This is a genomic window from Bradyrhizobium retamae, assembly GCF_001440415.1.
GTDB classification, from domain to species: domain Bacteria; phylum Pseudomonadota; class Alphaproteobacteria; order Rhizobiales; family Xanthobacteraceae; genus Bradyrhizobium; species Bradyrhizobium retamae.
On sequence record NZ_LLYA01000146.1, the window covers coordinates 24,594 to 47,901 of the forward strand.

The 23,308-nt window shown below is 62.7% G+C and carries 25 protein-coding genes; 10 read left to right on the forward strand and 15 right to left on the reverse strand.

Translation table 11 applies throughout. The features are described from left to right. Window positions 1–7 precede the first annotated feature (7 nt). From CQ13_RS16775 to CQ13_RS16785, 3 genes are all read right to left on the reverse strand, one after another. Window positions 8–793, reverse strand: coding sequence for a 2-keto-4-pentenoate hydratase (locus tag CQ13_RS16775; protein ID WP_057843963.1), 786 nt, complete (start codon window positions 791–793; stop codon window positions 8–10). Window positions 794–862: 69 nt separating this feature from the next. Further along, window positions 863–1,228, reverse strand: coding sequence for an RNA polymerase-binding protein DksA (dksA, locus tag CQ13_RS16780; RefSeq protein ID WP_141686941.1), 366 nt, complete (start codon window positions 1,226–1,228; stop codon window positions 863–865). A gap of 199 nt (window positions 1,229–1,427) precedes the next feature. Beyond that, window positions 1,428–2,039, reverse strand: coding sequence for an NAD(P)-dependent oxidoreductase (locus CQ13_RS16785; protein WP_057843964.1), 612 nt, complete (start codon window positions 2,037–2,039; stop codon window positions 1,428–1,430). Between the two features lie 114 nt (window positions 2,040–2,153). On the opposite strand from CQ13_RS16785, the gene CQ13_RS16790 reads away from it, so the two are divergent. Beyond that, a complete protein-coding gene (locus CQ13_RS16790) occupies window positions 2,154–2,540 on the forward strand; it encodes a winged helix-turn-helix transcriptional regulator (RefSeq protein ID WP_057843965.1) in 387 nt (128 codons plus the stop codon). Window positions 2,541–2,579: 39 nt separating this feature from the next. Here CQ13_RS16790 and CQ13_RS16795 read toward each other — a convergent pair whose 3' ends face one another. Beyond that, complete coding sequence (locus tag CQ13_RS16795; RefSeq protein WP_057843966.1) at window positions 2,580–2,993, reverse strand: flagellar assembly protein FliX; 414 nt, start codon at window positions 2,991–2,993, stop codon at window positions 2,580–2,582. A gap of 266 nt (window positions 2,994–3,259) precedes the next feature. Between CQ13_RS16795 and CQ13_RS16800 the strand changes: the two genes are divergently transcribed. The 4 genes from CQ13_RS16800 to CQ13_RS16815 all read left to right on the forward strand — a co-directional run bounded on the left by CQ13_RS16800 (window position 3,260) and on the right by CQ13_RS16815 (window position 5,778). Further along, window positions 3,260–4,384: a flagellar basal body P-ring protein FlgI gene (locus CQ13_RS16800; protein ID WP_057843967.1), complete on the forward strand. Its 1,125-nt coding sequence runs from the start codon at window positions 3,260–3,262 to the stop codon at window positions 4,382–4,384. Then, window positions 4,384–4,722: a flagellar assembly peptidoglycan hydrolase FlgJ gene (flgJ, locus tag CQ13_RS16805; protein WP_057843968.1), complete on the forward strand. Its 339-nt coding sequence runs from the start codon at window positions 4,384–4,386 to the stop codon at window positions 4,720–4,722. The genes CQ13_RS16800 and flgJ overlap by 1 nt, the downstream gene beginning before the upstream one ends. 19 nt (window positions 4,723–4,741) lie before the next feature. Further along, window positions 4,742–5,239 carry a hypothetical protein gene (locus CQ13_RS16810; RefSeq protein WP_057843969.1) on the forward strand — a complete coding sequence of 166 codons (498 nt, stop codon included), beginning with the start codon at window positions 4,742–4,744 and terminating at the stop codon, window positions 5,237–5,239. A 158-nt stretch (window positions 5,240–5,397) separates the two neighbouring features. Further along, window positions 5,398–5,778, forward strand: coding sequence for a hypothetical protein (locus CQ13_RS16815; protein WP_057843970.1), 381 nt, complete (start codon window positions 5,398–5,400; stop codon window positions 5,776–5,778). Window positions 5,779–5,791: 13 nt separating this feature from the next. Here the strand turns inward: CQ13_RS16815 and CQ13_RS16820 are convergent, their stop codons facing one another. Beyond that, the gene (locus CQ13_RS16820; protein ID WP_057843971.1) at window positions 5,792–6,157 is read right to left on the reverse strand and encodes a hypothetical protein; all 366 of its coding nucleotides are present in this window, start codon (window positions 6,155–6,157) and stop codon (window positions 5,792–5,794) included. A gap of 17 nt (window positions 6,158–6,174) precedes the next feature. Further along, window positions 6,175–6,540 carry a flagellar biosynthesis regulator FlaF gene (gene flaF, locus CQ13_RS16825; protein WP_057843972.1) on the reverse strand — a complete coding sequence of 122 codons (366 nt, stop codon included), beginning with the start codon at window positions 6,538–6,540 and terminating at the stop codon, window positions 6,175–6,177. A gap of 570 nt (window positions 6,541–7,110) precedes the next feature. Here flaF and flbT point away from each other — a divergent pair. Then, the gene (gene flbT, locus CQ13_RS16830; RefSeq protein ID WP_057843973.1) at window positions 7,111–7,539 is read left to right on the forward strand and encodes a flagellar biosynthesis repressor FlbT; all 429 of its coding nucleotides are present in this window, start codon (window positions 7,111–7,113) and stop codon (window positions 7,537–7,539) included. A 68-nt stretch (window positions 7,540–7,607) separates the two neighbouring features. Here flbT and CQ13_RS16835 read toward each other — a convergent pair whose 3' ends face one another. The 5 genes from CQ13_RS16835 to CQ13_RS16855 all read right to left on the reverse strand — a co-directional run bounded on the left by CQ13_RS16835 (window position 7,608) and on the right by CQ13_RS16855 (window position 15,471). Next, window positions 7,608–9,485 carry a flagellar protein gene (locus CQ13_RS16835; RefSeq protein WP_057843974.1) on the reverse strand — a complete coding sequence of 626 codons (1,878 nt, stop codon included), beginning with the start codon at window positions 9,483–9,485 and terminating at the stop codon, window positions 7,608–7,610. A gap of 7 nt (window positions 9,486–9,492) precedes the next feature. Further along, window positions 9,493–11,373 (reverse strand): flagellar hook-associated protein FlgK, encoded by a 1,881-nt coding sequence (gene flgK / locus CQ13_RS16840; protein WP_057843975.1) that lies wholly within the window; start codon window positions 11,371–11,373, stop codon window positions 9,493–9,495. A 46-nt stretch (window positions 11,374–11,419) separates the two neighbouring features. Next, the gene (locus CQ13_RS16845; RefSeq protein WP_057843976.1) at window positions 11,420–13,234 is read right to left on the reverse strand and encodes a flagellar hook-basal body complex protein; all 1,815 of its coding nucleotides are present in this window, start codon (window positions 13,232–13,234) and stop codon (window positions 11,420–11,422) included. A gap of 188 nt (window positions 13,235–13,422) precedes the next feature. Continuing rightward, the gene (gene msrB / locus CQ13_RS16850) at window positions 13,423–13,923 is read right to left on the reverse strand and encodes a peptide-methionine (R)-S-oxide reductase MsrB (RefSeq protein ID WP_057843977.1); all 501 of its coding nucleotides are present in this window, start codon (window positions 13,921–13,923) and stop codon (window positions 13,423–13,425) included. A gap of 63 nt (window positions 13,924–13,986) precedes the next feature. After that, complete coding sequence (locus CQ13_RS16855) at window positions 13,987–15,471, reverse strand: NAD(P)/FAD-dependent oxidoreductase (RefSeq protein ID WP_057843978.1); 1,485 nt, start codon at window positions 15,469–15,471, stop codon at window positions 13,987–13,989. A gap of 94 nt (window positions 15,472–15,565) precedes the next feature. Between CQ13_RS16855 and CQ13_RS16860 the strand changes: the two genes are divergently transcribed. Both CQ13_RS16860 and CQ13_RS16865 read left to right on the forward strand, forming a co-directional pair. Continuing rightward, entirely contained in the window at window positions 15,566–16,120 is a 555-nt protein-coding gene (locus tag CQ13_RS16860; protein WP_057843979.1) for a SixA phosphatase family protein, read from the forward strand. A gap of 158 nt (window positions 16,121–16,278) precedes the next feature. Next, on the forward strand, window positions 16,279–16,704 hold the full coding sequence (locus CQ13_RS16865; protein ID WP_057843980.1) for a universal stress protein: 426 nt from the start codon (window positions 16,279–16,281) through the stop codon (window positions 16,702–16,704). A gap of 479 nt (window positions 16,705–17,183) precedes the next feature. On the opposite strand, the gene CQ13_RS16870 is transcribed toward CQ13_RS16865, so the two are convergent. After that, window positions 17,184–17,420: a DUF1127 domain-containing protein gene (locus tag CQ13_RS16870; RefSeq protein WP_057843981.1), complete on the reverse strand. Its 237-nt coding sequence runs from the start codon at window positions 17,418–17,420 to the stop codon at window positions 17,184–17,186. Window positions 17,421–17,601: 181 nt separating this feature from the next. Here CQ13_RS16870 and CQ13_RS16875 point away from each other — a divergent pair, with 181 nt between their 5' ends. After that, window positions 17,602–18,942, forward strand: a complete 1,341-nt coding sequence (locus CQ13_RS16875; protein ID WP_057843982.1) for an aminotransferase-like domain-containing protein — start codon at window positions 17,602–17,604, stop codon at window positions 18,940–18,942. Window positions 18,943–18,944: 2 nt separating this feature from the next. Here the strand turns inward: CQ13_RS16875 and CQ13_RS16880 are convergent, their stop codons facing one another. Together CQ13_RS16880 and CQ13_RS16885 are read right to left on the reverse strand one after the other, a co-directional pair. Further along, window positions 18,945–19,553: a YdcF family protein gene (locus CQ13_RS16880; RefSeq protein ID WP_057843983.1), complete on the reverse strand. Its 609-nt coding sequence runs from the start codon at window positions 19,551–19,553 to the stop codon at window positions 18,945–18,947. Window positions 19,554–19,633: 80 nt separating this feature from the next. Then, window positions 19,634–20,266 (reverse strand): hypothetical protein, encoded by a 633-nt coding sequence (locus tag CQ13_RS16885; RefSeq protein WP_063800097.1) that lies wholly within the window; start codon window positions 20,264–20,266, stop codon window positions 19,634–19,636. Window positions 20,267–20,337: 71 nt separating this feature from the next. On the opposite strand from CQ13_RS16885, the gene CQ13_RS16890 reads away from it, so the two are divergent. Next, window positions 20,338–20,772: a hypothetical protein gene (locus CQ13_RS16890; RefSeq protein ID WP_057844033.1), complete on the forward strand. Its 435-nt coding sequence runs from the start codon at window positions 20,338–20,340 to the stop codon at window positions 20,770–20,772. A 19-nt stretch (window positions 20,773–20,791) separates the two neighbouring features. Here CQ13_RS16890 and CQ13_RS16895 read toward each other — a convergent pair whose 3' ends face one another. Continuing rightward, complete coding sequence (locus CQ13_RS16895) at window positions 20,792–23,194, reverse strand: EAL domain-containing protein (RefSeq protein ID WP_057843984.1); 2,403 nt, start codon at window positions 23,192–23,194, stop codon at window positions 20,792–20,794. Window positions 23,195–23,308 lie beyond the last annotated feature (114 nt).

A 23,308-nucleotide genomic window follows, 5' to 3' on the forward strand; every position in this document is an offset into this window, starting at 1 on the left:
ACGAGATCTACGCAAATGTCGCGGTTACCGTCCCTAGCCCCTCCAACTCCATCTTCACGGAATCGCCCTGGTCGAGCCACACGGTTTTCACAAGGCTGCCGGTGAGAACAATCTGCCCGGCATGCAGCCCCGCGCCTTCTTCGGCGAGATGATTGGCAAGCCAGGCCAGCGCGTTGTGGGGATGGCCGAGCACGTCGGCGCCGGTGCCGCGGCCCACCTCCTTGCCGTTGACGACGGCACGGCCCTTGGCTGTGAGCAGGTCCGGCGCCTTGGTGCGCGCAACCGCTTTGCCGAGCACGCAGCCGGCGGCGAAGAAATCGTCCGCGACCAGCGTCGGCGCGCCCATCGTCTCCCATTTGACGTACCGGTCGTCGACGATCTCGATTGCCAGGTGATACGCCTCGATTGCCTCCATCACCCACTCCGCGGTGAACGGGGCTTCCGACGGCGCGAGATTACGTGCCAGCCGCACCGCGATCTCGCATTCGACGCCGACGCGGACGTAATCGCCGAAGCGCAGCTTGGCGCCGGAGTCATGCACGCCCTTGGCGAAAACGCCACCGCCGCAAGGATGTGGAATGTCGAGATATTCCTGCATCACCGGGCTGGTGCAGCCGATCTTGTAGCCGACCAGCGCGCCGGTCTGCGGTAGCAGCAGATCGTGAACGGCGCGTTGGATCTGATAGCCTTCGGCTTCATCGGCGGGCGCTAGCTCAGGCGGCAGCGCAGCCAGCGGCGCGCGATTGCGGCGGGCGGTAGCGATGTTCTGTGCGGCCGCGAGAATCTTGTCCATCAGCGGCGGCTTTCATGGTTGCGGGCTGCTGCACTGACCGCCCTTCGCGGTCAGCCGCCAGGCCCTGCCCTATTCGTCCCGATAAACTTTCTCGCGCTTCTCGTGACGTTCCTGCGCTTCCACCGACAGCGTTGCAATGGGGCGAGCCTCCAGCCGCTTGAGCGAGATCGGTTCGCCGGTCTCCTCGCAATAGCCGTAGGTGTTGTCCTCGATGCGTTGCAGCGCCGCGTCGATCTTGGAGATCAGTTTGCGCTGGCGGTCGCGGGCGCGCAGTTCGATGGCGCGATCGGTTTCGGAAGAGGCGCGATCAGCGAGATCCGGATGATTGACGTTCTCTTCCTGAAGGGTCTGCAGAGTGATCTTCGATTCCCTCAGGATCTCGTCCTTCCACGCCAGCAGCTTGGCGCGAAAATACTCGCGCTGGCGATCGTTCATGAAAGGCTCTTTTTCGGAGGGTCGATAATTCTTCAACTTTTCCAAGGCCAGCCCATCTTCACGTGCAAGGCGGGGCGGAAAATTGTCCGTCCGCGCGGGCCTTATATAGCGGCGGGTTGTGACAGACAATATAGGCCGTCTCCTTGGGGGTACCTCCCCCAAGGCCTTGCACAGGCAAAGTTATCGGGACCGCCTGGCGCTAGTAGCCGACTGTGAAGCGCTGGCGGATATGGGCGGGACGTTCGATCTCATCGGCGAGTGCAACTGCGAAATCCTCGAAGGAAATCGAACTTTTGCCGTCGGCAGCGGTCAAAAGCTGGTCGGTCCCGAGGCGGAACTTGCCAGTTCGCTCGCCGGCGGTGAACAGGGCCGAGGGCGACAGGAAGGTCCAGTTGAGTTCCTTTTCAGCCCGGAGCAGATCGAGGAAGGCGGCGCCCTTCTCGGCTTCCGCCTTGTATACCACGGGAAAACCCGGGGTAGTGACCAGCCGAACGCCCGGAGCCACTTCAAGACTGCCGGCTCCCCCGACCACGAGGTAGCGGCCAACCTTCGAATCCTTGGCAGCGCCGATCAGCTTGGCCGGGTCGCTGGCGAGAAAGTGGATCGAGCTGATTGCGGCATCATGACCGGCGAGCAGCCGGGCCAGTCCCGCCTGGTCCATGGCATCGCCTGCGGTGGGCGTGACATTGGCCTGGGCGACGATCTTTTCGGGATTGCGGGCGATGGCGGTCACGGTGTGGCCGCGGCGGGCGAGTTCGGCGGTGATGCGCGAACCGGCATTGCCGGACGCGCCGATGACAACGATTTTCATGGAGGTCTCTCTGCGAATTGACGATTGTGGTATCCAATGGTGACTAGATAGCGAAATGAATGTAAGTGTTAAGAGAGCACTTTTGGGTCACCTGATTACGCCGGAGTAACCGCCGTGAAAGCCAGCGCCAAAACCCCGAACGCCTATTCGGCTCAATGCCCGACGCGGCAGATTCTCGATCGCGTCGGTGACAAATGGGCCGTACTCATCCTGCTTCTCATCAGGCACGAGCCGATGCGCTTCAATGCGTTACGCCGCACCATTGAAGGCATCTCGCAGAAGATGCTGAGCCAGGTTCTCAAATCGCTCGAACGCGACGGATTGATCAAACGCCGAGCGATCGCGACCGTGCCGGTCACGGTGGAGTATTCGATCACACCGCTCGGCGCGACGCTCGCCGACGCGGTCGATCCATTGCGAGACTGGGCGGAGAAGAACCTGAAGGAGGTGCTGAACGCGCAGCGCCGTTACGACGCGGCGCGCAAGGATATGGCGGCGTGAATCAATCCACCACATCATCCGGGACAGGCGGAGAAAATCTTAGAACTGTCCGGCCTTCGCGAGCTCGACTTCAACCCGCAGCTCGATCTCGGCCAGCACCGCATCGAGGCCGGGATCTCCGGAGGACGACTTCAGCTTGGCAGCGGCATCGCGCAGCCGGTTCACCGTGGAAGCATCGAGATTGCCGGAGAGCAGGCCGATCTTGAGTTCGTCGAGCACGTCGAGCGCGCCCCTGCCCCGTGCCACCGAACGCTTGCGGCGCTCCGTCGGATCCTCGACGCCCTGCAGGGCGAGCAGCGCGTCTATGTTACCGGCGGCTTTGGGCGCTACAGCCGCGCGCGGCTCCTCGGGCGTGGTCGGCGTCTCCGGCAGCGAGAAGCCGGTCGAACTGGTTCGCCGCGTATGACTTGCGGGCGATCCAAGCGTGGTGCCGTTCGGTCCGTAGATTCGCATCGTGGTGATCTCGCCCTGAGAATAAAGCGACCTTCGCCTTCTTATGGTTAATGACGCGTAAACGGCCCGGCAAATTCTGCCGACATGCGGCAGTTTCGCCCATCGTGGTGAAGCCGCCGCGACCTCGCGCCTCCAACGAACATCCAGCAATATCAATGCATTGCATCGGAAACGCAGTGTGGCACGGCGCTCGCATAGTTAATGCCGGACCGTCGTCATGGGAGTGGCGCCTGCGGTCCGGTGGAAGACCTCGAGGGGAGCACAGGATGCCCGGCATCCGTTCAGCAAGACTGATTTGGGTGGCCTGCGCCGCGCTGTTGGCGCTCGCGCTAACGCCCTCGTCCGCGGGCGCGACGTCGCGGATCAAGGATCTCGCCAATATCGAAGGCGTGCGACAGAACCAGTTGATCGGCTACGGCCTCGTCGTCGGCCTCAATGGCACCGGCGACACGCTGAACAACATTCCCTTCACAAAGCAGTCGCTGCAGGCGATGCTGGAACGCATGGGCGTCAACATCCGCGGCGCCACCATCCGCACCGGCAACGTCGCCGCCGTCATGGTCACCGGCAACCTGCCGGCCTTCGGCACTCAGGGCACGCGGATGGACGTCACGGTTTCCGCGCTCGGCGACGCCAAGAATCTTCAGGGCGGCACCCTGCTCGTCACCCCCCTGCTCGGGGCCGACGGCAACGTCTATGCGGTCGCGCAGGGCTCGCTCGCGATCTCCGGCTTCGCAGCCGAAGGGGCTGCCGCCAGCGTCACGCGCGGCGTGCCGACCAACGGCCGGATCCCCAACGGCGCCATCATCGAGCGCGAGATCGAATTCGCGCTCAATCGCCTGCCCAATGTGCGGCTGGCGCTGCGCAATGCCGACTTCACCACTGCCAAGCGCATTGCGGCCGCGGTCAACGATTTCCTCGGCGTCAAGACCGCCGAGCCGATCGATCCCTCCACGGTGCAGCTGGCGATCCCGGCGGAATTCAAGGGCAATGTCGTCGCCTTCCTGACCGAGATCGAGCAATTGCAGGTCGAGCCGGATCTCGCTGCCAAGATCGTGATCGACGAACGCTCAGGGATCATCGTGATGGGCCGCGATGTTCGCGTCGCTACCGTCGCGGTGGCGCAGGGCAATCTCACCGTCTCGATTTCCGAAAGCCCGCAAGTCAGCCAGCCCAATCCGCTGTCGCGCGGCCGAACTGTCGTCACGCCGCGGACCGGGGTCAGCGTTTCCGAAGACGGCAAGAAATTCGCGGTCGTGAAGGACGGCGTGTCGCTACAGCAACTGGTCGACGGCCTCAATGGTCTCGGTATCGGCCCACGCGACCTGATCGGCATCCTGCAGGCGATCAAGGCCGCCGGCGCGATCCAGGCCGACATCGAGGTGATGTGATGAACGGCATCGCCAATTCCTACGACAAGATCTCGCTGATCAACGGCCGCAAGGACCCGCTGTTGGCCGACGCCCTGACCAAGATTTCGCCGGAAGCGCAGAAGAAGACACGCGCCAAGGCCGAAGAGTTCGAGGCGATGTTCCTCAACTCGATGTTGTCGCAGATGACCACCGGCGTCAAAGGCGAAGGACCGTTCGGTGACACGACCGGCACCGGCGTCTGGCGCTCGATGCTGACGGACGAGTATTCGAAATCCTTCGCCAAATCCGGCGGCATCGGCATCTCCAACGATGTCTTCCGCACCTTGATCCTCCAGCAAGCCAACCGCGTCGGCTGATCCAAAGGAAACCCCCGACATGAATCAGCGTCCTCAGGCCAAGCCCGCACCGGCCCCCGCGCCAGCAAGAGCGATCTCCACGCCAGCCGAGGCGCGCAAGCTCGCGGAAGAACTGATGGACGTGATGAGCGGGCTGCTCGGCATCATCGAGCGCGAAACTGAACTGGTTCGTGTCGGCAACGTGCGCGAGGCGATACGGCTGGAAGAGCAAAAGGGCGAGCTGTCGCGTCGCTACATGGTCGCGGTCGAGAATCTGAAGAACGCGCAAAAATATCTGGCGCAGGTATCGCCGGAATTGCTGACGACGTTGCGCCGCCATCACGACACCTTCCGCGCGATGCTGCAGATCAACCTCACCGTGCTTGCGACCGCGCACGCGGTATCGGAGGGCATCGTGCGCGGCGTCAACGCCGAGATCCAGCGCAAGAACATTCCGAATACCTATACCGCTTCGGGACAACGCGCCGCGCCGGGACCGCGCAACATCACCCCGCTCTCGGTCAGCCGTTCGCTGTAAGCGATCGCGATCTTCGGTCCGCTACAATTTTCACTAAATTTGCGCGCCCGCATCAGAGCGGGATTCAGCGTATTCCCTAACACCGTGTTGAGAGGTGCCCGGCTATATTGCGATTGATGAGGGGTTGGATTTGACTCGCAGCAAGCCTGGAGGCTGCCATGAGTACAGATTTCAACGTCAAACCGGTGGGGGCACCGGTTGCCGCGCCGATCGTTCAGCACGTCAGCGAGGCGGCACAACATGCGGTCGCAACCGAACTGCCGGCGAGCCAGAGCGTCTCGGCAGTCGACTCAAGCGCGCGCGCCAGCACCGATTCCGCCGCGGTCCGCGTCTCTATTTCAAATCCTGCGGTATCGAACCAGGTCGTGATCGACCGCGATGCGCGCGCCGTGGTCTATCAGGTAGTCGACGTCAAGACGAGCCAGGTCGTGAAGCAGTTTCCCGAGGAAGCCGTGCTGCGCCGGCGGGCCTATTTCCACACGCTCGACCTGACCAAGGACGCCCCGACGCGGCTTCTCGCAACCGACCGGAAGGCCTAAGAAGCGAGCCGAATTAGCTGGAGCGCGACGCGTAGGCCTGGTCGAGATAGGTCTGGCCGCTGGACGGATCGGTGACGACGTTTTTGATCTGGGCTTTCCCAAGGGCGGTCAGCGTGAACTTGGTATCGCCGATCCGGAACGAATTGTCCTTGATCAGAACTTCCTGGAATTTGTTGGTGCCGCCGCTCTGGTACTGCACCTTGGCGCGAAAGCCCGTGACGTTCGAGATCGTGATCTTGAACGTCTTGTTGTCGGGATACTTTCCGGTCCAGTTGCCTTCGTACAGAGTGGGCTCGACCGGCACATAGGGGGTGTTCGACGGAACGGTCAATCCCACCGTCTTGTAGTTGGCCGATATGATGCTCCAGAGGTCAGCCATCTTGGCACACTCGGCCGTTAGCTGCGGCCGGAGAGGCCAGCGGCGAGATTGCAATTAATGTCGATCAGCGACTTCAACTTGGCCGGATCCGGATTCATTTGCATGTCGACAGTCTGCTTCATCACGAAGACGCCGATGTTCGCGATGTTCTGCCGCACTTCGATCGGTTGAGGGTTCTCGTTCGCTTCCACGGCGCTCATGAAGATCGACCAGAGCCGGCGGTTGAACAGCAACGCGTTGTGCATGGCTTTATCAGGGCCATTCCAATTGGACTGGACTTCCTGGAGTTGCCGTGCGGCCTTCAGCAGCGCCTGCGCTTCAATTTCACGGGGGGACGTCGTCGTTTGCGATGTACGCGCGTAGGCTTGGGCTGCATTAGACATTCACTAACCTCGATGGGAGCGTGTTGACGTGGGACTGCAGAAAAACTGCCCAACTTTCATACAGGTTGCGCCTTTAAATATGGTTAGCAGGTGTTACCGATTGTGTCGGCAGTCCGGCAGAAATCCACATTTTCGTCAGCATGCCGGCCATCAAGTTCTGATGGAATTAACATCGAAGCCCAAATTCTCACCTTCGGTGCTTTTCTTCATGCCGGGATTTTTCTTCTCGAGCGGAAAAGTTTCGTGACGGATCTGCACGATCGACAGGTTCGAACCCAAGACTGACGCCTGCGTGCGCAGCAACGTCGAAGCGCTGGCCGGGTTGGCTACGATATTGTTAGTCGCCGCGTTGTCGATGAAATTGGCGAGACCGACACCGGCCGCGTTGAAGCCGGTGAAATTAATTCGCCGGGCTGGAATCTGCTCCGTATTCCTACTGGTCGGGCGAAAGAAACTCCCGCCAAATGGGCACTATTCGCATGTTCACCATTGGTTAACCATCATCGGGAAGGATGCGAATCCGCCGGCGGGCAATCGACAACGGGCGAAAGCGTCAAACGGAGAACAGGCATGGCCTTGAAAGTCGAGCTCAAACCGCACGAGCGAATCATCATCGGCTCATGCGTGATCACCAATACCGACCAGCGCGCCAGGCTGTTGATCGACGGCGACAGGATTCCGATCCTGCGCGAGAAAGATATTCTCACACCTGAGACCGCCGACACGCCGGCCAAGCTGGTCTACCTCGCAGTGCAGCTCATGTACCTATCGCCGGATCCGATGGCCCACCATCCGACCTATTTCAGCCTCGTGCGCGACATCCTCACGACAATGCCGAGCGCATGGCCCTTCATCGAGGGCATCAACAACTACACTCTGAACGGCGATCTTTACCACGCGCTGAAGGAAGCGAAGAAATTGATCGGCCATGAAGAGCAGATTCTGGAAAGTGCCCGGAAAATGCAATCGCCCAATGAGCCCGATCGCAAATCCGCGTAGCCATCGCATCGCTCAAAGTAAAAGGCCTCCGTAAGGAGGCCTTTTGTTTTGAAGCGAACAGGTTTTCTTCAGATCGGCAGGAACTTGGTCAGCGTGGTCTGGTAGAGCATGGACGTCGTTTGATACGAAGCCTGCAGACTGGTCTGCAGCGCCAGGATCTTGGTCGCAACCTCGTCCTGGTTTATGCCCTCGATCTGGTCGAGCATGGTCTGCGCCATTCCCTTGAGCTGGGTCTGGCGGTCGGTCGACGCCTTGATGGCGTTCTGAGCGCCGGCGAACTCCGCCTGCATGTCCTGGATCGATTGCTGGCCGTTCTGCGGCGCCAGGTTTGCCGAAATCCGCTGCTGCAGGGCATTCACCTGCGCCTTCGAGTTCGGATTAGCGGCATTGGTCGTGACCGCGGCATACACCGCGATGTTCTGCAACTGGTAGCGCAATGCCTGTTCGTTGGCGCGCGCGCCATATTGCACCGTGATGGACTGGTCGATGCGCGCGATCGCGGTACCGCGCGCCGGATCGGTGCCGACTTCGCCGGTGTACCACGAGACCGTGTTGGCGGTTGTGCCGCCGATCAGATTGGTGGCGGTGGCAAACGGCGGACCGTTCACACGCAGCGGCGCCGGATTTGCGCTCGCCGTGGCGCTGAAGCCCAACGCTGCAAATGCGGCCGCGTTCGAACTGGAAACAGTCAGGCTCGCGCCGTCACCACCATGCAGCGCGATCACGCCGCCGGTGACGGTCGACGGCGTACCGGTGCCGGTGATCGAATCGATTTTGGCCAGCAAGGTCTGAACGCTGTCGGTGACGTTGAGCTGGTTGCCGGTCGCGCCGGATGCGACAAAGGTGATCGGCGTGCCGTTGACCGTGATGGTGTCGCCGGCCGCAAAGCTCGCAGCCAGCGAGTCCGTTCCTGCCAGGCCGGACAGCAGCGTAGCACCGGTGATCGGCGCCAGCACCGCGGCCTGGTTGTTGACCGCGCTCCCGGTGACGGTTGCGGACGGATTGAAGAAATTGTCGGACGCCGCGATGGCGGACGCGGCAACCAACGCCGTGTCGCCCAGCGTCTGGATCGAAGAAGTCAGCGCTGCCTGCAGGTTCGCGGTGGTTGCGATCGTATCGACGCCGATCAGAAACGAGCCGGCAGGCGGCGGATTGGTGGTCGTCGCGGTCAGCGCGATCGACTCCGTGGTGCCGTCGGGCAGGTTGAAGTTGAACGTGATCTTGTCGCCATCATTCGGATTGACGGCGCCGAGGTCGACGGTGGCGGCCGGCGGCGCGCCGGTCGGCTGCGTCACGGTCGCTCCGGTCAGTGACGAGCTGATCGCACCGAGCTTCAACCCGAACGATGAACCGTCCTCGGCGAGGCTGGTCACGGTGGTCGTCAATGGCGGCGACGAGACCGTCAGATGCGCCATGTTGCCGACGCCCTGATCGGCCTGACGGCGTTCGTTGATAAGTTGCTTCAACCCGGCCTGGGTTCCCACACCGTCGAGCATGACGTCGGCCGGCACCGTCGCTGATGTGTCGGTGGTGCGTCCGGAAAACAGATAGCGGTCGCCCGTCTGGCTGTTCAGCAGCGACACCGCATTCGAGAACGCCGCCTGCGCCGTGATCTGACCGGAGGTTTGACCGTTGTCGTTGAGCACGATGGTCGACGTGCTGGCCGCTTTCTTTACCGACGTGCCGATATCGGCCAATCCCTGCAGCGCCAGGTTGACGACGTTGAGTCTCGTGTTGACGTTGGTTGCGGTGTCCTTGAACGCGTCGATGCTGCTGACCTGCGCGCGCAGACTGAGCGCAAAGCCGCGATTGGCGCCCTGCCCTGCATAGGTCGTCGAGACCCGGCCGCTGGCAAGCTGCTGCGTCAGATCATCGAGTTGCTTGCGGATATTGAGGATCGAGGTCCCGATGTAGGATGTTCTGCCGCTAACGCCATCGATAGACATGAAACCCTCACATGGCCTGGATCAACGTGTCGTACATCTGCTTGATGGACGACATCACACGCGCATTGGCAGAATAGGCGTTCTGCAGCGCGAGCAGATGCGCCATCTCGTCGTCGATATTGACGCCTGAGGCATCCGTCACCTTCTTCTGCAGGGTGTTCAGCACTACAGACTGACCGTCGGCGAGTTGCTTCGCGGCGGTTGCGGCTTCGCCCTGCTGGCTGATGAACTGCTTGGCGAAGTTGACCAGCGTGCCGGTGAACGGCGCGCCGGTGGTCCCGATGCCGGTCTGCGGCGAATAGCGATAGTTCCCCGACTGCAGTTGCGTGAGAATGAAATCGGAACGCGTGGTGTCGCCCGAAGGCGTCAGCGGGCTGGTGGAAAACACGATGGTGCGCGAGGGATCGCCGAGCAGCCCGAGATTGACGCTGATGCGGCCGGCAAGGCCGGTCAGCTGCGAACCATTGGCGGTGACCGCACCGGAAAACAGGCCGCCATTATCGGTGAACAGTGGAAGCTGTGGGTTGCCGCTGGTGAGCGACGACATGGTCGTTGTGACCGACGCCGCGAGGACGTCGGAGCGGTTTGGCGCGCCATCATCCAGCACGCGCAGGGTCGATCCCGACGGGTTTGAGAACTGCAGATCACTCGACCCGAGTGCGGCGTTGAGCTGGGCAACCACCGACGCCATGCCGCCGGCGAAATTGATGCCGAGCACCTCATCGTTGGGATCGAGGGTCGTAGTATTGCTCAGCGGCAGCACGCTCGGATCGTCGACGCGCACGATCGACAGATTGCGCGTAACACCGGTGGTGTTGTCCTTGTAGCTGAGGTGGATGACGTTGCCGGATTGCAGGCCCGTGAGATCGAGATCGTAGCCGGCCTGCGGCAGCACGGACGCCGGAGCAGCGGTACCGGCCGTCGTCTTGTCCGACAGCGCGCTCGACATCGCCGCCGCGAACTGGTCGATCTGCGCCTGCGCCTTCACCAGCGTATTGTCGCGCAGCTCGAGATAAGCGGCGATCTTGCCCGAACGAATCGAGTTGGTCGACACCAGGTCGTAGCTGCCGCCGTGCGGGAAGTTGATGGTGATGGTGCCGACGTTGTTCTTGGTCGGGTCGGGATTGTACAGTGTGTTGGGCGTCATCGTGCCCTGGGGATTGAACGAAAGCTGCGCCGCCTCGGTGCCGACCAGTTGCACGCCGGAATTCGTGAACACGGTCACCTGGTTGAGGTCGTTGACGACCGTTCTGATGTCCATCAGGCTCGACAACTGGGTGATGTATTGATCGCGCTGATCCAGCAGCGATGCCGTCGCCGCGTCCGTCTTGCCATTGTTCTGGAGCTGATTGTTGATGAACGCGATCTGGGCCATCGCGTTGTTCGCGGTCACGATGGAATCGTTGATGCCCATCTCGGCGTTGGCGCGCAGGGCCTGGATCCCCTGCGTCGTCGCATTGAGCGTTTGCGCCATCGTCTGCGCGGCACTGACGGCGCCGATCCGCGCCGACTGCGAGTCCGGGCTGGTGGACAGACCCTGAAATGCGGTCAACAGCTTGTTGAACGCATCTTCGATGGTGCCGGTTTCAGCCGGATTTCCGTAGACGTTCTGCAGATTTTGGAGAAAGGTCGAACGAATATCGGCATAGGCTGCGCCGGAGGTTTCCGTCCGCAACGCCGCCTGCAGATATTGATCGAGCTGACGGTCGACGCCGTGGAGCAGAACGCTCGAACCGTAGTCGCCGGTCACGCCAGCGGACTGGATGATCGACTTCCTGACGTAACCCGGCGTTTCCGCGTTGGCGACGTTCGATCCCACTAGGGAGATCGCGGCTTGCGTCGCGCGCAAGCCGGACATCGCGATAGAGAGAGCCTGACTCAAACCCATGACTAATTGCCCATCTCAAGACGTATCGCGAACGGCTCGCGCACAATCAGCGCAGCACGTTCAGGAGATCCTGCACCATCGTGTTGGAAGTCGTGATCACCTTGGTGTTGGCCGAGTAAGCCTGCTGGGTGACGATCAGCTTGGTAAACTCGTCGGCGATGTCGGTGTTGGACCCTTCCAGCGAGGAGCCGACGATCGTTCCGGCCTTGCCGAACAGCGCCTGTCCGGACGCGTCGGTTACCTCGAACGCGCCACCGTTGACGCGCTTGAGAAAGTTGGTTCCGTTGAACGTCGCGACCGAGATTTCGGCGAGGTCGAGGTTGCGGCCATTTGAATAGTTGCCGACGATGCGGCCATTGGTGCCGACGCCGACGGATTGCAATTGGCCGGCGGGGAAGCCGTCCTGCTGGATCTGGTTGACCTGCACGTTGCCGTTGGCGTCCGCGAACTGGGTGACGCCGCCGGTACCGAAGTTGATGACGGGACTGCCCAGCGCGACGCCGTTGACGACGGCATTGGTGAGTTCGATCGAAGGGATCGCCGGCGTCATCTGACCTGAGGCAGAGAAGGTGAAATTGGTGTTGACGTTTTGCCACGCAACCTGAGTGCCGGTCGCATTGGGATTGACCTGGTAGAACAGGTTCCAGGTGTCGGTATGGCCGGCGCCGAGCGAAGCGCTGTCGACCTTGGCCCAGCGGAACTGCAGGTTCACCGGCGCGCCCGAGATGTCGTAGGTCGTGACCGCTCCACCCGCAATCGACTCGGCGAGGAACGTCGAATTGTCGTTGCCGACGACCTGACCGGTGCCGGGGCCGCCGCCGCCGCCGCGCGTCGCCGTCACGGTACCGGTAAAGCCGAGCGCGGCCCAAGCCGTGCTGTTTGAACTCGATACCGAGAGATTGAAGGCGGTGCCGGAATGCAGCGTGATCGAGCCCGAGGCGATCGTGGCCGTATTCGGGGCTGACGTTCCCTGGAGAGCGTCGATCTTGCCCAGCAAGGTGCCGATGCTGTCGTCGACGTTGATCTGGTTGTTGCCGACGGCGCCCGACGCCATGAAGGTGATGGTTTGGCCGTTGACCGTAATGGTGTCGCCAGCAATGAAATTGGAGGAGATCGAGTCGGTGCCGGCCGCGCCGCTGAGCAAGGTCGCCGCGGTGTTCGCAACCGACGGCGTCGCTTTGTTGTTCTGAGTGGTGCCGCTTCTGGAGGCGTCGGTATAGGGCGCCGCAGGCGTGCCGAGCGCCAGCGGATTATGTCCGGCGCTGTATGACCCGGGCGCGATCAATTCCGATCCCGGAACGGAAACGTCGTGCTTGGTCGTCAGCGGATAGCTGGCGAGGTTGGCGCGATAGTCGATCCTGGTGGTTTGCTGCGCCGGCAGGAAGTCGTTCTGGAATCGGAGAACCTGCGGCGAACTGCCGGATGGGTTGCCGGTGGTCGGGTCGATCGGCACGCCCTGCAGATAATAGCCGGCGCCATTGACGAGATAGCCGCTCTTGTCGAGCTGGAAATCGCCGCGGCGGGTGTAGCGGTCGACGCCGTCGAACACCGGCGTGCCGTCGGTGAAGTTGCCGGGCTTTTGCACCGCAAAAAAGCCGTTGCCGTTGATCGCCATGAAGGTCGCAACCGAGGCCGTCTGCACGTCGCCCTGCACCGAGTTGGTGGAGCGGGATTGCGTGGTGACGCCGCCGGCGAGTTGCGCGGTCGCTGAGGTCTGCGGAATCAGATCGAGGAATGAGGTGTCGACGCGCTTGAACGCCGTTGTCTGCGAGTTGGCGATGTTGCCCGAGACGTTTTCCAATGCGTAGGAGTTGGCGCGGAGACCGCCGACCGCGGTGGTGAGAGCGCCGAAGATACCCATGACATTTTCTCCAAATTCGATCCGGGCGGCTCGCCGGTCCACGTAAACCCATGCCGCGTCGGGAGAAGATGTCGCAAGCGTTGTGCCAAACAACAAAACCGATACAAATCAACCATTTAAGAAAAAAGCCCCGGTCCAAAGACCGGGGCACATTTGCCGGGCGGGCAACAATTGCCGAGCGGCGGCCGCTATGATGCCGACGGCCCGGCCGGGTGGAACACCAGCCCAAACCCGTCGATGCAATAGCGCAAGCCGGTCGGTTTTGGCCCGTCATCGAAGACGTGTCCGAGGTGGCCGCCGCAGCGGCGGCAATGCACCTCGATGCGCAACATGCCGAAAGTGCGGTCCTCGGTCCTGCCCAGGGCATTGTCGAGCGGCTGCCAGAAGCTCGGCCAGCCGGTGCCGCTGTCATATTTGGTATCCGAAGAGAACAGCGGCAGATCGCAGCCGGCGCAGGCGAAGATGCCCTTGCGTTTTTCCTTCAGGAGCGGGCTCGAGCCCGGCCGCTCGGTGCCGTGCTTGCGCAGGATTTGATACTGCTGCGGCGTGAGCTGAGCGCGCCATTCGGCGTCGGTCTTTTCCACCTCGAATTTCTCGGCGGCCTGCGCCGGCGTGGTGCGCAGCCAGCGGAAAGCGGCCAAGCCAAACAGGCCGGCTACGGATGCGAGCAGGATACGGCGGTCGAACATGGAATTCTCCGTGCGAGGCGGGCCTAACGGTTCGCCATCAAGTACGGCCCGGAAGCGCCGAAGTTACACCGATCCATCCCGGACCTTCTCACTTTCCTGCGAGGAAGCGACCGGCATCCCGCCGTCCTGGGCCTCTGACGGCCGTGGCGACTGTGGACGCACGGGGCGCGGCGCGACCGGCGGACGGCGCGGCGGTCTGGTTCCGGCCTGCCGGTTGGCCTCCGCCAACCGCGCCTCGCGCACCCGTTCCCGGGCGCGGGCGCCTTCGCGGTAACGGGCCAGCGCGCCCGCCGCGGCGGAATGGCCCCGCCCCCATAGGCCGATCAAATGGCCGGTTACGCGGCCGGTGGCGCCGCCCGCCCAGACCAGTTCGAACGGCGAGAACAGTTTCCACCGGTCCTCACCCCACAGGATGCTGCGCGCGATGACCTGCCCCGCCATTGCCGAAGTGTTCAGCCCGTGGCGCCCGAAGCCGCTGGCAACCCACAGCCCTTTGCGCAACTGGCCGATCTGCGGCATGCCGTGCACGGTCACCCCGACCGCGCCGCCGAACACGTCTGATATCGGGACTTTGCCGAGCCTTGGGAAGATAGTGGCAATGCGACGCTGAATGAGGGGAGCAAAGCGGCGCGGCCGCGCTTCCCAGGTGGTTTCCGGGCTCGCCCACATCAGCCGGTCGCCGTCGATGATTCGGAAATGATCGATGCCGTCGCTGTCGGCCACCGAGCCCCTGAAGGCGATCACCTCGCCGAGCCGGTCGCCGAGCGGCTCTGTCACGGCGGCATAGCGCCAGACCGGCAGCAGCGTCTCCGAAAGGCGGCGTAACGGGGCGCCGAGATGAACGTTGCCGGCCAGCACGATATGAGAGGCGCGCAGCCGCGCCGACGGCGTCACGATGCGCTTGCGAATGCCCGACGGATCGATGCTGACGACAGGCGTATCCTCGAAGATGCGCGCGCCCGCCCGCCTTGCCTGCGCGGCAAGGCCATGGATGTATTTGCGGCCGTCGATCTGGAACGCGCGCGGATAGTAAATGCCGTGGAAATAGCGTGCCGTCCCGAGTTGATCGCGAACGCGATCGACCTGCCATCCCTCGACTTCGGTGTCGAAATCCTCGCTCAGCGTCTGCAGCCGGCTGATCAGCGTCTCGCCGACATCGACGTTGGAGACCTCCAGCGCGCCTTCAGTGAGCGCAATTCCCGGCATCGCCTCTTCGGTTGCGGCGGCGCGAACGTAATCGGCGCCCTCCTTCGACAGCGCCCATAATTCGCGCGCGTCTTCGATGCCCACGCGCTCGATCAGGTCGCCGATCGGAAGACTGTAGCCCGGCATGACCGTACCGAGTTGATGGCCGGACGCGTTCCAGCCGACATGCCGGCCTTCGAGTACGGCCACGCTGGCGCCGCGTCGCGCGGCCTCCAGCGCCACCGTAAGACCGGCAAGTCCGGCTCCCACCACGCAAATGTCGACATCGAGGTCGAACGAAAGACGCGAGCGAAAAGGGCCGTCGTCGGGGCGGTTGGTCGCACTTGAGAAAGTCTCGGGCATAGCGTTTCTTACGGCCGGCTGCAGCGCTTGTCACCTCGTCCCAGACATGAGCTTGTAGATTGGTCCAGACTAAGACGGAATCGAGATCGCGCCAATGCGCCGTTTGATGCTGCTGCGTCACGCCAAGACCGAACACGAAGCGCCTTCGGGCCATGACCACGACCGCCGACTCGACGAGCGCGGACGGCGGGATGCCGTCGCTATCGGAACCTGGATCGGCCGGCATCCGCCTTTTCCCGACGCAGTTCTGGTTTCGACCGCGGTGCGGGCGCGGCAGACCTGGGAAATCGCACGCGACGCGATTAAGGATGCAGTGCGGGAACGGCCGCCGAAGCCGCAGGTCGAATTGCTCGATGAACTCTACGGCGCCGAGCCGACGCAGCTCCTGCGGATCATCCGCATGGCCGAGGTCACCGACCCCACGCGCCTGATGCTGATCGGCCACAATCCCGGCATGCATGAGCTGGCGCTGATGCTCGCCGGCAGCGGCGACGCGGCAGCGAAGAAGGCGCTCGAGGACAATCTGCCGACTGCGGGACTGGCGATCCTCGACTTTGCCACCGAGGACTGGAGCGAGGTGGCGTTTCGCCGCGGCAAGCTCGTGCGCTTCACCAGCCCGAAACTGCTGAAGCAGGCGCTGGACGATTGAGGTGCGCGGACATCGAGGCTCTCCCGTGCTAAGCTCGCCACGATGCAATTTTCAAGCGAACTAAGAACAAGTTCGCGTAGAAGAAAGCGCGTCAAAACAAAGGGCTGGAGTCGGGTTCTGACAAATCAGAACCGGACGGGCTGCAGCGGAGGGCTCAGATGTTCAAGTCGATTCTCGTGCCGATCGATCTGGCTGATACCGATCTGGCCAAGCCCGCGATCGCGACTGCCGCAACGCTGTCGCAAACCTGGAGCGGCTCGGTACGATTGCTCAATGTGTTGCCGATGACGCCGGTGATGCTGGCGGAATACGTGCCGGCCGATTTCGACGCCCAGCAGCGCGCGACCTCGGAGGAAGCGCTCGCGATCGTGGCGCAGGAATCCGGCATCGAGGCGCCGCGCATTTCCACCGCAGTGCGGAAAGGCGGCATCTATCACGAGATCCTTGAAGAGGCGGCGGCGGTCAAGGCCGACCTGATCGTGATGACGTCGCACCGGCCGGCGATGCGGACCTATTTTCTCGGCTCCAACGCCGGCCATGTGGTGCGCTATGCCAAGTGCTCGGTGCTGGTGGTCCGCCACTAGTTGGAGTGCAAAGCACTAACGATCTCCTATCCCGGACGCCGTGCAGATGCGCGTCGGCGCTGCACCGCAGGGCCCAGACACAAAAAATCGAAAACAACCCCATGCAAAGTAGGACGGGCCGGGTCCGCAGCATTCACGTCGCTTGCGTCCGGGCAGAAATGGTCTGCCGTCATCTCCCAACCTGATCTCGTCCTGTTCTAATTTCCGATGGGAGATTGTGGACTTCACAAACCCCGCCGCTTTCCCTCCAAGTCATTTCCATCTCCAGATTCGTTCGATTCCGCGCTGTTCGTTGAGGTCGCGCACGAAATCCGCGTCCTACGAACCTAGGAGATGATGACCCGCTTCCTTTCTATTCCGGATAGTGAGCTATTTTGGTCACGCTGAATGATCGGACGTGCGCCGCATGCGACCGACAAAAAATTCGGCCCGATCGATGGACCGGGCCGTTTGATCTACCAGCGATTAATTCCGACGCCTCACATCATTCGCCCGTACATCGGATCGATGACGCCGCGCACGGCCGACGCTATCTGGCTGCGCTCAACACCGATGTCGCGAAGCGCGCGATCGTCCAGCTCGCTGAGCGTTTTGATGGCTTGGCGGCGCGCAAAGTAGGTGACGACGGCGTCTACCCAGTGACCGAGCAGGCGGAAAAAGCCACCAGCGAAGGCTCGGGACGCAGATTGACCTGCCGTGTGGGATATCGTCGTCATCGTTCTTCTCCTTGCTTTCGCGCGGCAAAGCGCTGCCGCGGGCGCAAACGCTGCGGATAGCGCCTGCACCGTGTGATGTTCTGATTGCTTGCACCCCTCTCAGTGCAATCACGGGCTTGATGGGTTCAAAATGATCCGATACATTTCTCGGTGCAAGAAAAACATTGCTCTCGGTGCAATAATGTCGAAGTTCGAGTATTTGAAGCTTGCCGATACCGTCGCCGCCGAGATCGCCAATGGCGCGCTCAAGCCTGGCGATCGCCTGCCGCCGCAGCGTAGCTTCGCCTATCAGCGCAAGATCGCAGTCTCGACCGCGAGCCGCGTTTACACCGAGCTCTTGCGCCGCGGCCTGGTGGTCGGCGAAGTCGGACGCGGCACGTTCGTTTCGGGCGAGACGCGGCGCGGTATCGCCATGCCGGCAGAGCCGCGCGGCGCGCGTATCGATCTGGAAGTGAACTATCCGATACTGCCGACGCAATCGGCGATGATCGCGAGAAGCCTGGCCGGACTGGAGCGGCCCGAAGTGCTCGATCTCGCGTTACGGCACTCGACCACGGCAGGCACGCTGGCGGCGCGGACCATTTCCGCCGAGTTTCTCTCCCGCGAGGACTGGTCTCCCGCCCCCGATCAACTCGTCTTCACGGCGAACGGGCGGCAATGCATCGCCGCTGCGCTAGCGGCAGTGGTGCCGAGCGGCGGCCGCTGCGGCGTCGAGGCGCTGACTTATCCGTTCATCAAGGACATCGCCGTCAGGCTTGGCGTGACGCTGGTGCCGCTTGCGATGGATGAGAACGGCGTTCGCCCGGACGCCGTGCAGAAGGCTCATCGGGAAGCGCATTTGTCGGCGCTGTACGTTCAGCCGACGATTCAAAACCCGCTCGGCATGACCATGCCAGCGGCGCGCCGCGCCGATTTGCTGCGCGTGGTCGAGAAGCTCGGCCTCACCGTCATTGAGGATACGGTCTACGGTTTTCTTGACGAAGAAACCCCGATGGCCGCGCTCGCGCCGGATAGCTGCATCACGCTCGACAGCCTGTCGAAGAAGGTGGCGCCCGGCCTTGCCCTCGGCTTCATCGTTTCGCCGCCGCGGCTGCGCGAACGCGTCATGTCCGCGGTTCGGTCGGGCGGATGGACGGCTTCGGGATTTGCGTTTGCCGCCGGACAGCGGCTGATGGCAGATGGCACCGTTGCCGAGCTGTCACGCCTGAAACGCATCGATGCGGCACGGCGCCAGCAGATGGCGGCCAAATACCTCGCCGGATTCGATGTTCAGGCCAACGTCAAATCCTACCATCTCTGGCTGACCTTGCCCCAGCACTGGCGCTCGCAGACATTCGTCGCGGCCGCAGCCCGACGCGACATCGCGTTGACGCCTTCGACCACCTTCGCGGTAAGTCCAGGCCACGCCCCCAACGCGGTCCGCCTGGCGCTCGGCGCCCCCAGCACCGAACAGCTCGATCTGGCGCTGCGCACGTTGTCGGGAATGCTGACGGCGAAAGAAGATGTCGATACGACCGAGTAGAACTATCGGTCGCCTGCCGGGCTTGCCGGCCACTCCGCGATAAAGCCCCTCGCCTTGTACGGCTCGATCTTGTCCCATTCGTGGAGCATGCGGCGGCTGAATTCGGCGTCGGTGTGCCAGAGCGCGCGCGGCGTCTTGAAACTGTCGACCATGACCAGCATCTTCTCCGCTTCCGGCCAGTGCCGGTGCAGCGTCATCGGATAGCGACGCGCGGTCCAGGTATTGCCAAGGCAGATGACGCTGCGGATGTTGGCGAGGCCGAGCGCAGCGTCGATGATCGGCAGCGAAAGGATCACGTTTTCGCCGGTGTTCATCGCGCGGTCCTCTCTCAGGATGATGTCGGCCGGAACGCCCCGAGCGATCATGGCACCCGCAATGACCTCGCATTCCGACAGATCCGATCCCGGCGTCGCGCCGCCGCTCACGATCGCCCAGCGAAAATATCCGTCGCGCCACAGCCTGCAGGCTTCATCGACGCGCTCCTCGACATCCACGCGCGTTCCGAATACGAACAGCAGATCGGCCGGCCGTAACGGCGTCTCGATCAGATGCCGCACGTTGATCGCGGCAATCTCGGCCTCGGTTGGCGATCGCCTGTTTCGATCTGTCACGGCAGTTCGTCTGCTAACGAAAACGGTCCGATCATGATGCCGTGCGTCAGGCGTCCGGCGAAGTCACATTTCATTTCGCCTCATTTCGCGGGATTGCGAGGCGGCGGCGGGAGCAATGTCGCGGGCAGCTCATCGAAGGTGTAGAGCCGCGGCTTGTTGCGCCAGACGAAGCCGCCCATCTGCCATCCGAACAGGGCGGCGAACCCGACCAGAAACAAGGCGCCCGCGAATTCACCGGTAGCGACTGCGCGCGCGAGCAATCCTGCGATCGCGATCGCGACCAACGCTAATAGCAGACAGCCGCCGGCATAGGTCATCGGCCCGATGCCGCCGACCAACGCGACCGTGCCGCGCGCGGCCTTCAGGCGCGCATGCAATTGCTCGATGAAGGCGCGGTAATCGCGGTCCTGCGGCGTCATCAGCACGACGGTGTGCCAGCTTGTCGAAAAAGCGGTGATGCGCTGGCCGCTCCTGTGTTCGATATCTGCGCGAAAGCGGCGCGACTGCATCGACATTGGCCGGTAGGAGAGACGCACAGCCACGATATCGGCGTACGGCCAGATCCCGGCCTTTCCCCTCGCCTGCCACGACAGCCCTTCATCCCTGAGTTCGAATTCATGCGCCGATCCGACCAGCGATGCCTTGTAAACATAGCGGGTTCCGGGCGTGCCCTCCCCTGCTGTCGTGGCCTGTTCCGTTGGTGAAGGGGACAATTCGAAAATCCCGTTGTCGGTTGAGTGCGGCCTGCTTGCGCGGCGAGCTGGCTTTACCTTACAAGCGGGCCATGGCCGATACGACTTATTTTCCGCGTCGCCTGATCCTGGCCGGCGCGATTGTTTCCGGAGTGCTGCTGGCGCTGGCCGTGCACATGCTGGGCGCGGGTTACGGGCTCGATCTCGGCGGCCTGTGGCGAACCGACACAAGCGAATTCATGCCCGCGGGCGCGGCAATCGCGTGGTGGCTGATCGCGACAGTGGGCTTTTCCGGCGGCTATTTTACCGCCAACCTGATGCACAGCGCGGCCTCGGGCCAAATTCCGCAGCGGATGCGACAGTTCCTGATCGCAGTCGGCGTACTGATCGTTGCCGGCGCCGGACAAGCCGCCTCGGCGCGGAGCCCGGTCTCGACCGTGTCGGGCGTGCTCGCCGGCCTTGCGGCCTTATGCCTCGGCGCCCTGATGGCATTCTGCGGCGCGCATTTTGCGTTGCGCAAGGCTTAAAGAAGCAAGACCCGAGAAACTAAGCGACGACCCGCGCCCGTGGCTTCGATAGCATCGTTTCCACCTCGGCAGCGGGACGCGGCGGGCTGAACAGATAGCCTTGCGCCTGCGTGCAGCCCTCCTGCCGCAAGAGGTCGAACTGCGCGTCGGTCTCGACGCCTTCAGCCGTGGTGATGATACCCAGGCTCTTGCCGAGGCCGGTCACGGCGCGGACGATCGCCATCGAATCATCGCGTGTCGCCAGTTCGGTGATGAACGAGCGATCGATCTTGATCTTGTCGAACGGGAAGCTGCGCAGGTAACTTAGGGACGAATATCCGGTTCCGAAGTCGTCGAGCGAAATCCGGATGCCAAAAGCGCGAAGCTCGTGCAGAACCGAAAGCGTCGCCTCGCTGCTCTGCAGCAGCACCGATTCCGTGATTTCGAGCTCGAGCCGGTGCGCCGGAAGACCCGAGGCTTTCAGCGCCTCCATCACCGTCGATACCAGATTGGGATTCTTGAACTGCACCGGCGAGAGATTGACGGCGACGCCGACATCCTGCGACCACTGGGCCGCGTCGATGCAGGCTCGGCGCAACACCCAGTCGCCGATCGGCACGATCAGGCCGGTTTCCTCCGCGAGCGGAATGAAGTTGGCCGGAGAGACCATGCCGCGTAGCGAATGATTCCATCGCACCAGCGCTTCGAAACCGACGACGACATCTTTGGCGACGTCGCGGATCGGCTGGTAATAGACTTCGAATTCTCCACGCTGCAGCGCGGCGCGCAAGTCGAGCTCCAAGAGCCGCCGGGCCTGCGCGCGGGCGTCCATCCCGGTCTCGAAGAAGCGGTAGGTGCCGCGGCCGTCCTCCTTGGCGCGGTAAAGCGCGAGGTCGGCCTTCTTGAGGAGCTCGTCGGGGTTCTTGCCGTCCTCCGGCGCCAGCGAAATGCCGATGCTGACCCCTATGACGAGGTGGTGGCCGGCAATCTCGTACGGCGCAGAAACCTTCTCGACCACGTGGCTAGCGAGCAAGGAAACGGCGGACGGGTCGCAATCGTTGCAGAACTGCACGATCGCGAATTCGTCTCCACCCAGCCTCGCCACCGTGTCATTCTCGGTGATGCATTCGCCGAGACGGCGGGCGACTTCTTTCAAGAGCGCATCGCCGACCGGATGGCCGAGCGAATCGTTGATATCCTTGAAGTGGTCGAGATCGAGACAGAGCACCGCAAGCTGATCGCTGCGTTTGGCGAGCCGCAACGCCTTTTCGAGTTGCTCGCGGAACAACCTCCGATTCGGCAGATTGGTCAGCGCGTCATGGCGCGCCATGTGGGAAATCTGTTCCTGGGCAGCCTGCCATTCGGTGATGTCCTCGAAGGTCGCGACCCATCCGCCGCCCTTCATCGGCTGGTCGACGACGCGGAGCAAACGTCCGTTGCGGCCGATTGACTTGGTCACGGTTTTGCCGGCCTTGGCATCCGCTACCACCGCAGCGAAGAATTCATCGGGATCGCCGTCCCACTCGCCGACCGATTTCAGTTCGCGCAGAACGTCGATCAGCAACCGGCCTTGCAGCGGCATGCCGGACCGGTCCATCAGCTCGACGTAGCGTTGGTTGAATAGCAGGATGCGGCCGTCCGCATCGAACATGCAAAGTCCCTGCGACATGTTGTCGAGCGCGGTATCGAGCAGGACTTTCTGTTGGTGCAGCTCGCCCTTGGCGCGGCGATCGATCATGGCCGCCAGCAGCGACAGCCCGAGGATGGCGAACGCCGCCACCGCTGTGAGGAAGGAAAGCGCGGTCGGTGAAATCGACAGCCCGTCGGTCCCGAGCGTCGGGTCGGGAATCAGCGTGACGGCGCCCATCGCCGTGAAATGATGCGAAACGATGGCAATCGTCAGCAGCCCCGTGGCGCCCACGGTATGAGCGGGATTGTCGCGACGCACGGCAACAAGAAGCGCCATGGCGGCAAACACGCTGCCAAACACGATCGAGGCCACAACGATGCCGGGCGACCACACAATGAACGCCGGAAGCTCGAGTGCGGCCATGCCGGTATAATGCATCGCTGCGACGCCCGCGCCGATCACCGCGCCACCAATCGCAACCACCGGCCAACGTGCGCTCGACAGCGCAATGCACAGACCGACTGCGACGATGCCTATCGCGAAGACCAGCGACAACAGCGTAACGGGAATGCTGTATCCGGCTCCGGCGCCGGGATCGTAGGCCAGCATCGCGACGAAATGGGTGGCCCAGATTCCGCAGCCGCCGACCGCTGAGTCGAGGCCGATCCAGATCGCGCGCGTACGGCCGCGCGAGGCCCTGGCACGATGAAACAGACTGATGGCAACTGCGCTGGCGAGCCAGCAAATGGCACCAGCAAGCACGACCAGACGCCAGTCATGCTCGGAAGTGAGGCAAGTTAGGACGCGGTACATACAGACCCCCCGAAGGCCTGTAACAGCATCCCTATTGGTATATTTGGCGTAACCGCCGCGGCGCAATTGCGCGGATGGTGAACAAACGCTTTTTGGCATGCCAGGCATGCCGGC

Coding starts and splice junctions, on each gene's coding strand:
- CQ13_RS16815 (WP_057843970.1), top strand. CDS start 5,398: ATGAGTACAGATTTCAACGTCAAACCGGTGGGGGCACCGGTTGCCGCG.
- CQ13_RS16795 (WP_057843966.1), bottom strand. CDS start 2,993: ATGCGAATCTACGGACCGAACGGCACCACGCTTGGATCGCCCGCAAGT.
- CQ13_RS16785 (WP_057843964.1), bottom strand. CDS start 2,039: ATGAAAATCGTTGTCATCGGCGCGTCCGGCAATGCCGGTTCGCGCATC.
- CQ13_RS16775 (WP_057843963.1), bottom strand. CDS start 793: ATGGACAAGATTCTCGCGGCCGCACAGAACATCGCTACCGCCCGCCGC.
- CQ13_RS16860 (WP_057843979.1), top strand. CDS start 15,566: ATGCGCCGTTTGATGCTGCTGCGTCACGCCAAGACCGAACACGAAGCG.
- CQ13_RS16890 (WP_057844033.1), top strand. CDS start 20,338: ATGGCCGATACGACTTATTTTCCGCGTCGCCTGATCCTGGCCGGCGCG.
- CQ13_RS16875 (WP_057843982.1), top strand. CDS start 17,602: ATGTCGAAGTTCGAGTATTTGAAGCTTGCCGATACCGTCGCCGCCGAG.
- CQ13_RS16800 (WP_057843967.1), top strand. CDS start 3,260: ATGCCCGGCATCCGTTCAGCAAGACTGATTTGGGTGGCCTGCGCCGCG.
- CQ13_RS16855 (WP_057843978.1), bottom strand. CDS start 15,471: ATGCCCGAGACTTTCTCAAGTGCGACCAACCGCCCCGACGACGGCCCT.
- CQ13_RS16845 (WP_057843976.1), bottom strand. CDS start 13,234: ATGGGTATCTTCGGCGCTCTCACCACCGCGGTCGGCGGTCTCCGCGCC.
- CQ13_RS16820 (WP_057843971.1), bottom strand. CDS start 6,157: ATGGCTGACCTCTGGAGCATCATATCGGCCAACTACAAGACGGTGGGA.
- CQ13_RS16810 (WP_057843969.1), top strand. CDS start 4,742: ATGAATCAGCGTCCTCAGGCCAAGCCCGCACCGGCCCCCGCGCCAGCA.
- CQ13_RS16865 (WP_057843980.1), top strand. CDS start 16,279: ATGTTCAAGTCGATTCTCGTGCCGATCGATCTGGCTGATACCGATCTG.
- flgK (WP_057843975.1), bottom strand. CDS start 11,373: ATGGGTTTGAGTCAGGCTCTCTCTATCGCGATGTCCGGCTTGCGCGCG.
- CQ13_RS16870 (WP_057843981.1), bottom strand. CDS start 17,420: ATGACGACGATATCCCACACGGCAGGTCAATCTGCGTCCCGAGCCTTC.
- CQ13_RS16895 (WP_057843984.1), bottom strand. CDS start 23,194: ATGTACCGCGTCCTAACTTGCCTCACTTCCGAGCATGACTGGCGTCTG.
- flgJ (WP_057843968.1), top strand. CDS start 4,384: ATGAACGGCATCGCCAATTCCTACGACAAGATCTCGCTGATCAACGGC.
- CQ13_RS16835 (WP_057843974.1), bottom strand. CDS start 9,485: ATGTCTATCGATGGCGTTAGCGGCAGAACATCCTACATCGGGACCTCG.
- flaF (WP_057843972.1), bottom strand. CDS start 6,540: ATGTCTAATGCAGCCCAAGCCTACGCGCGTACATCGCAAACGACGACG.
- flbT (WP_057843973.1), top strand. CDS start 7,111: ATGGCCTTGAAAGTCGAGCTCAAACCGCACGAGCGAATCATCATCGGC.
- msrB (WP_057843977.1), bottom strand. CDS start 13,923: ATGTTCGACCGCCGTATCCTGCTCGCATCCGTAGCCGGCCTGTTTGGC.
- dksA (WP_141686941.1), bottom strand. CDS start 1,228: ATGAACGATCGCCAGCGCGAGTATTTTCGCGCCAAGCTGCTGGCGTGG.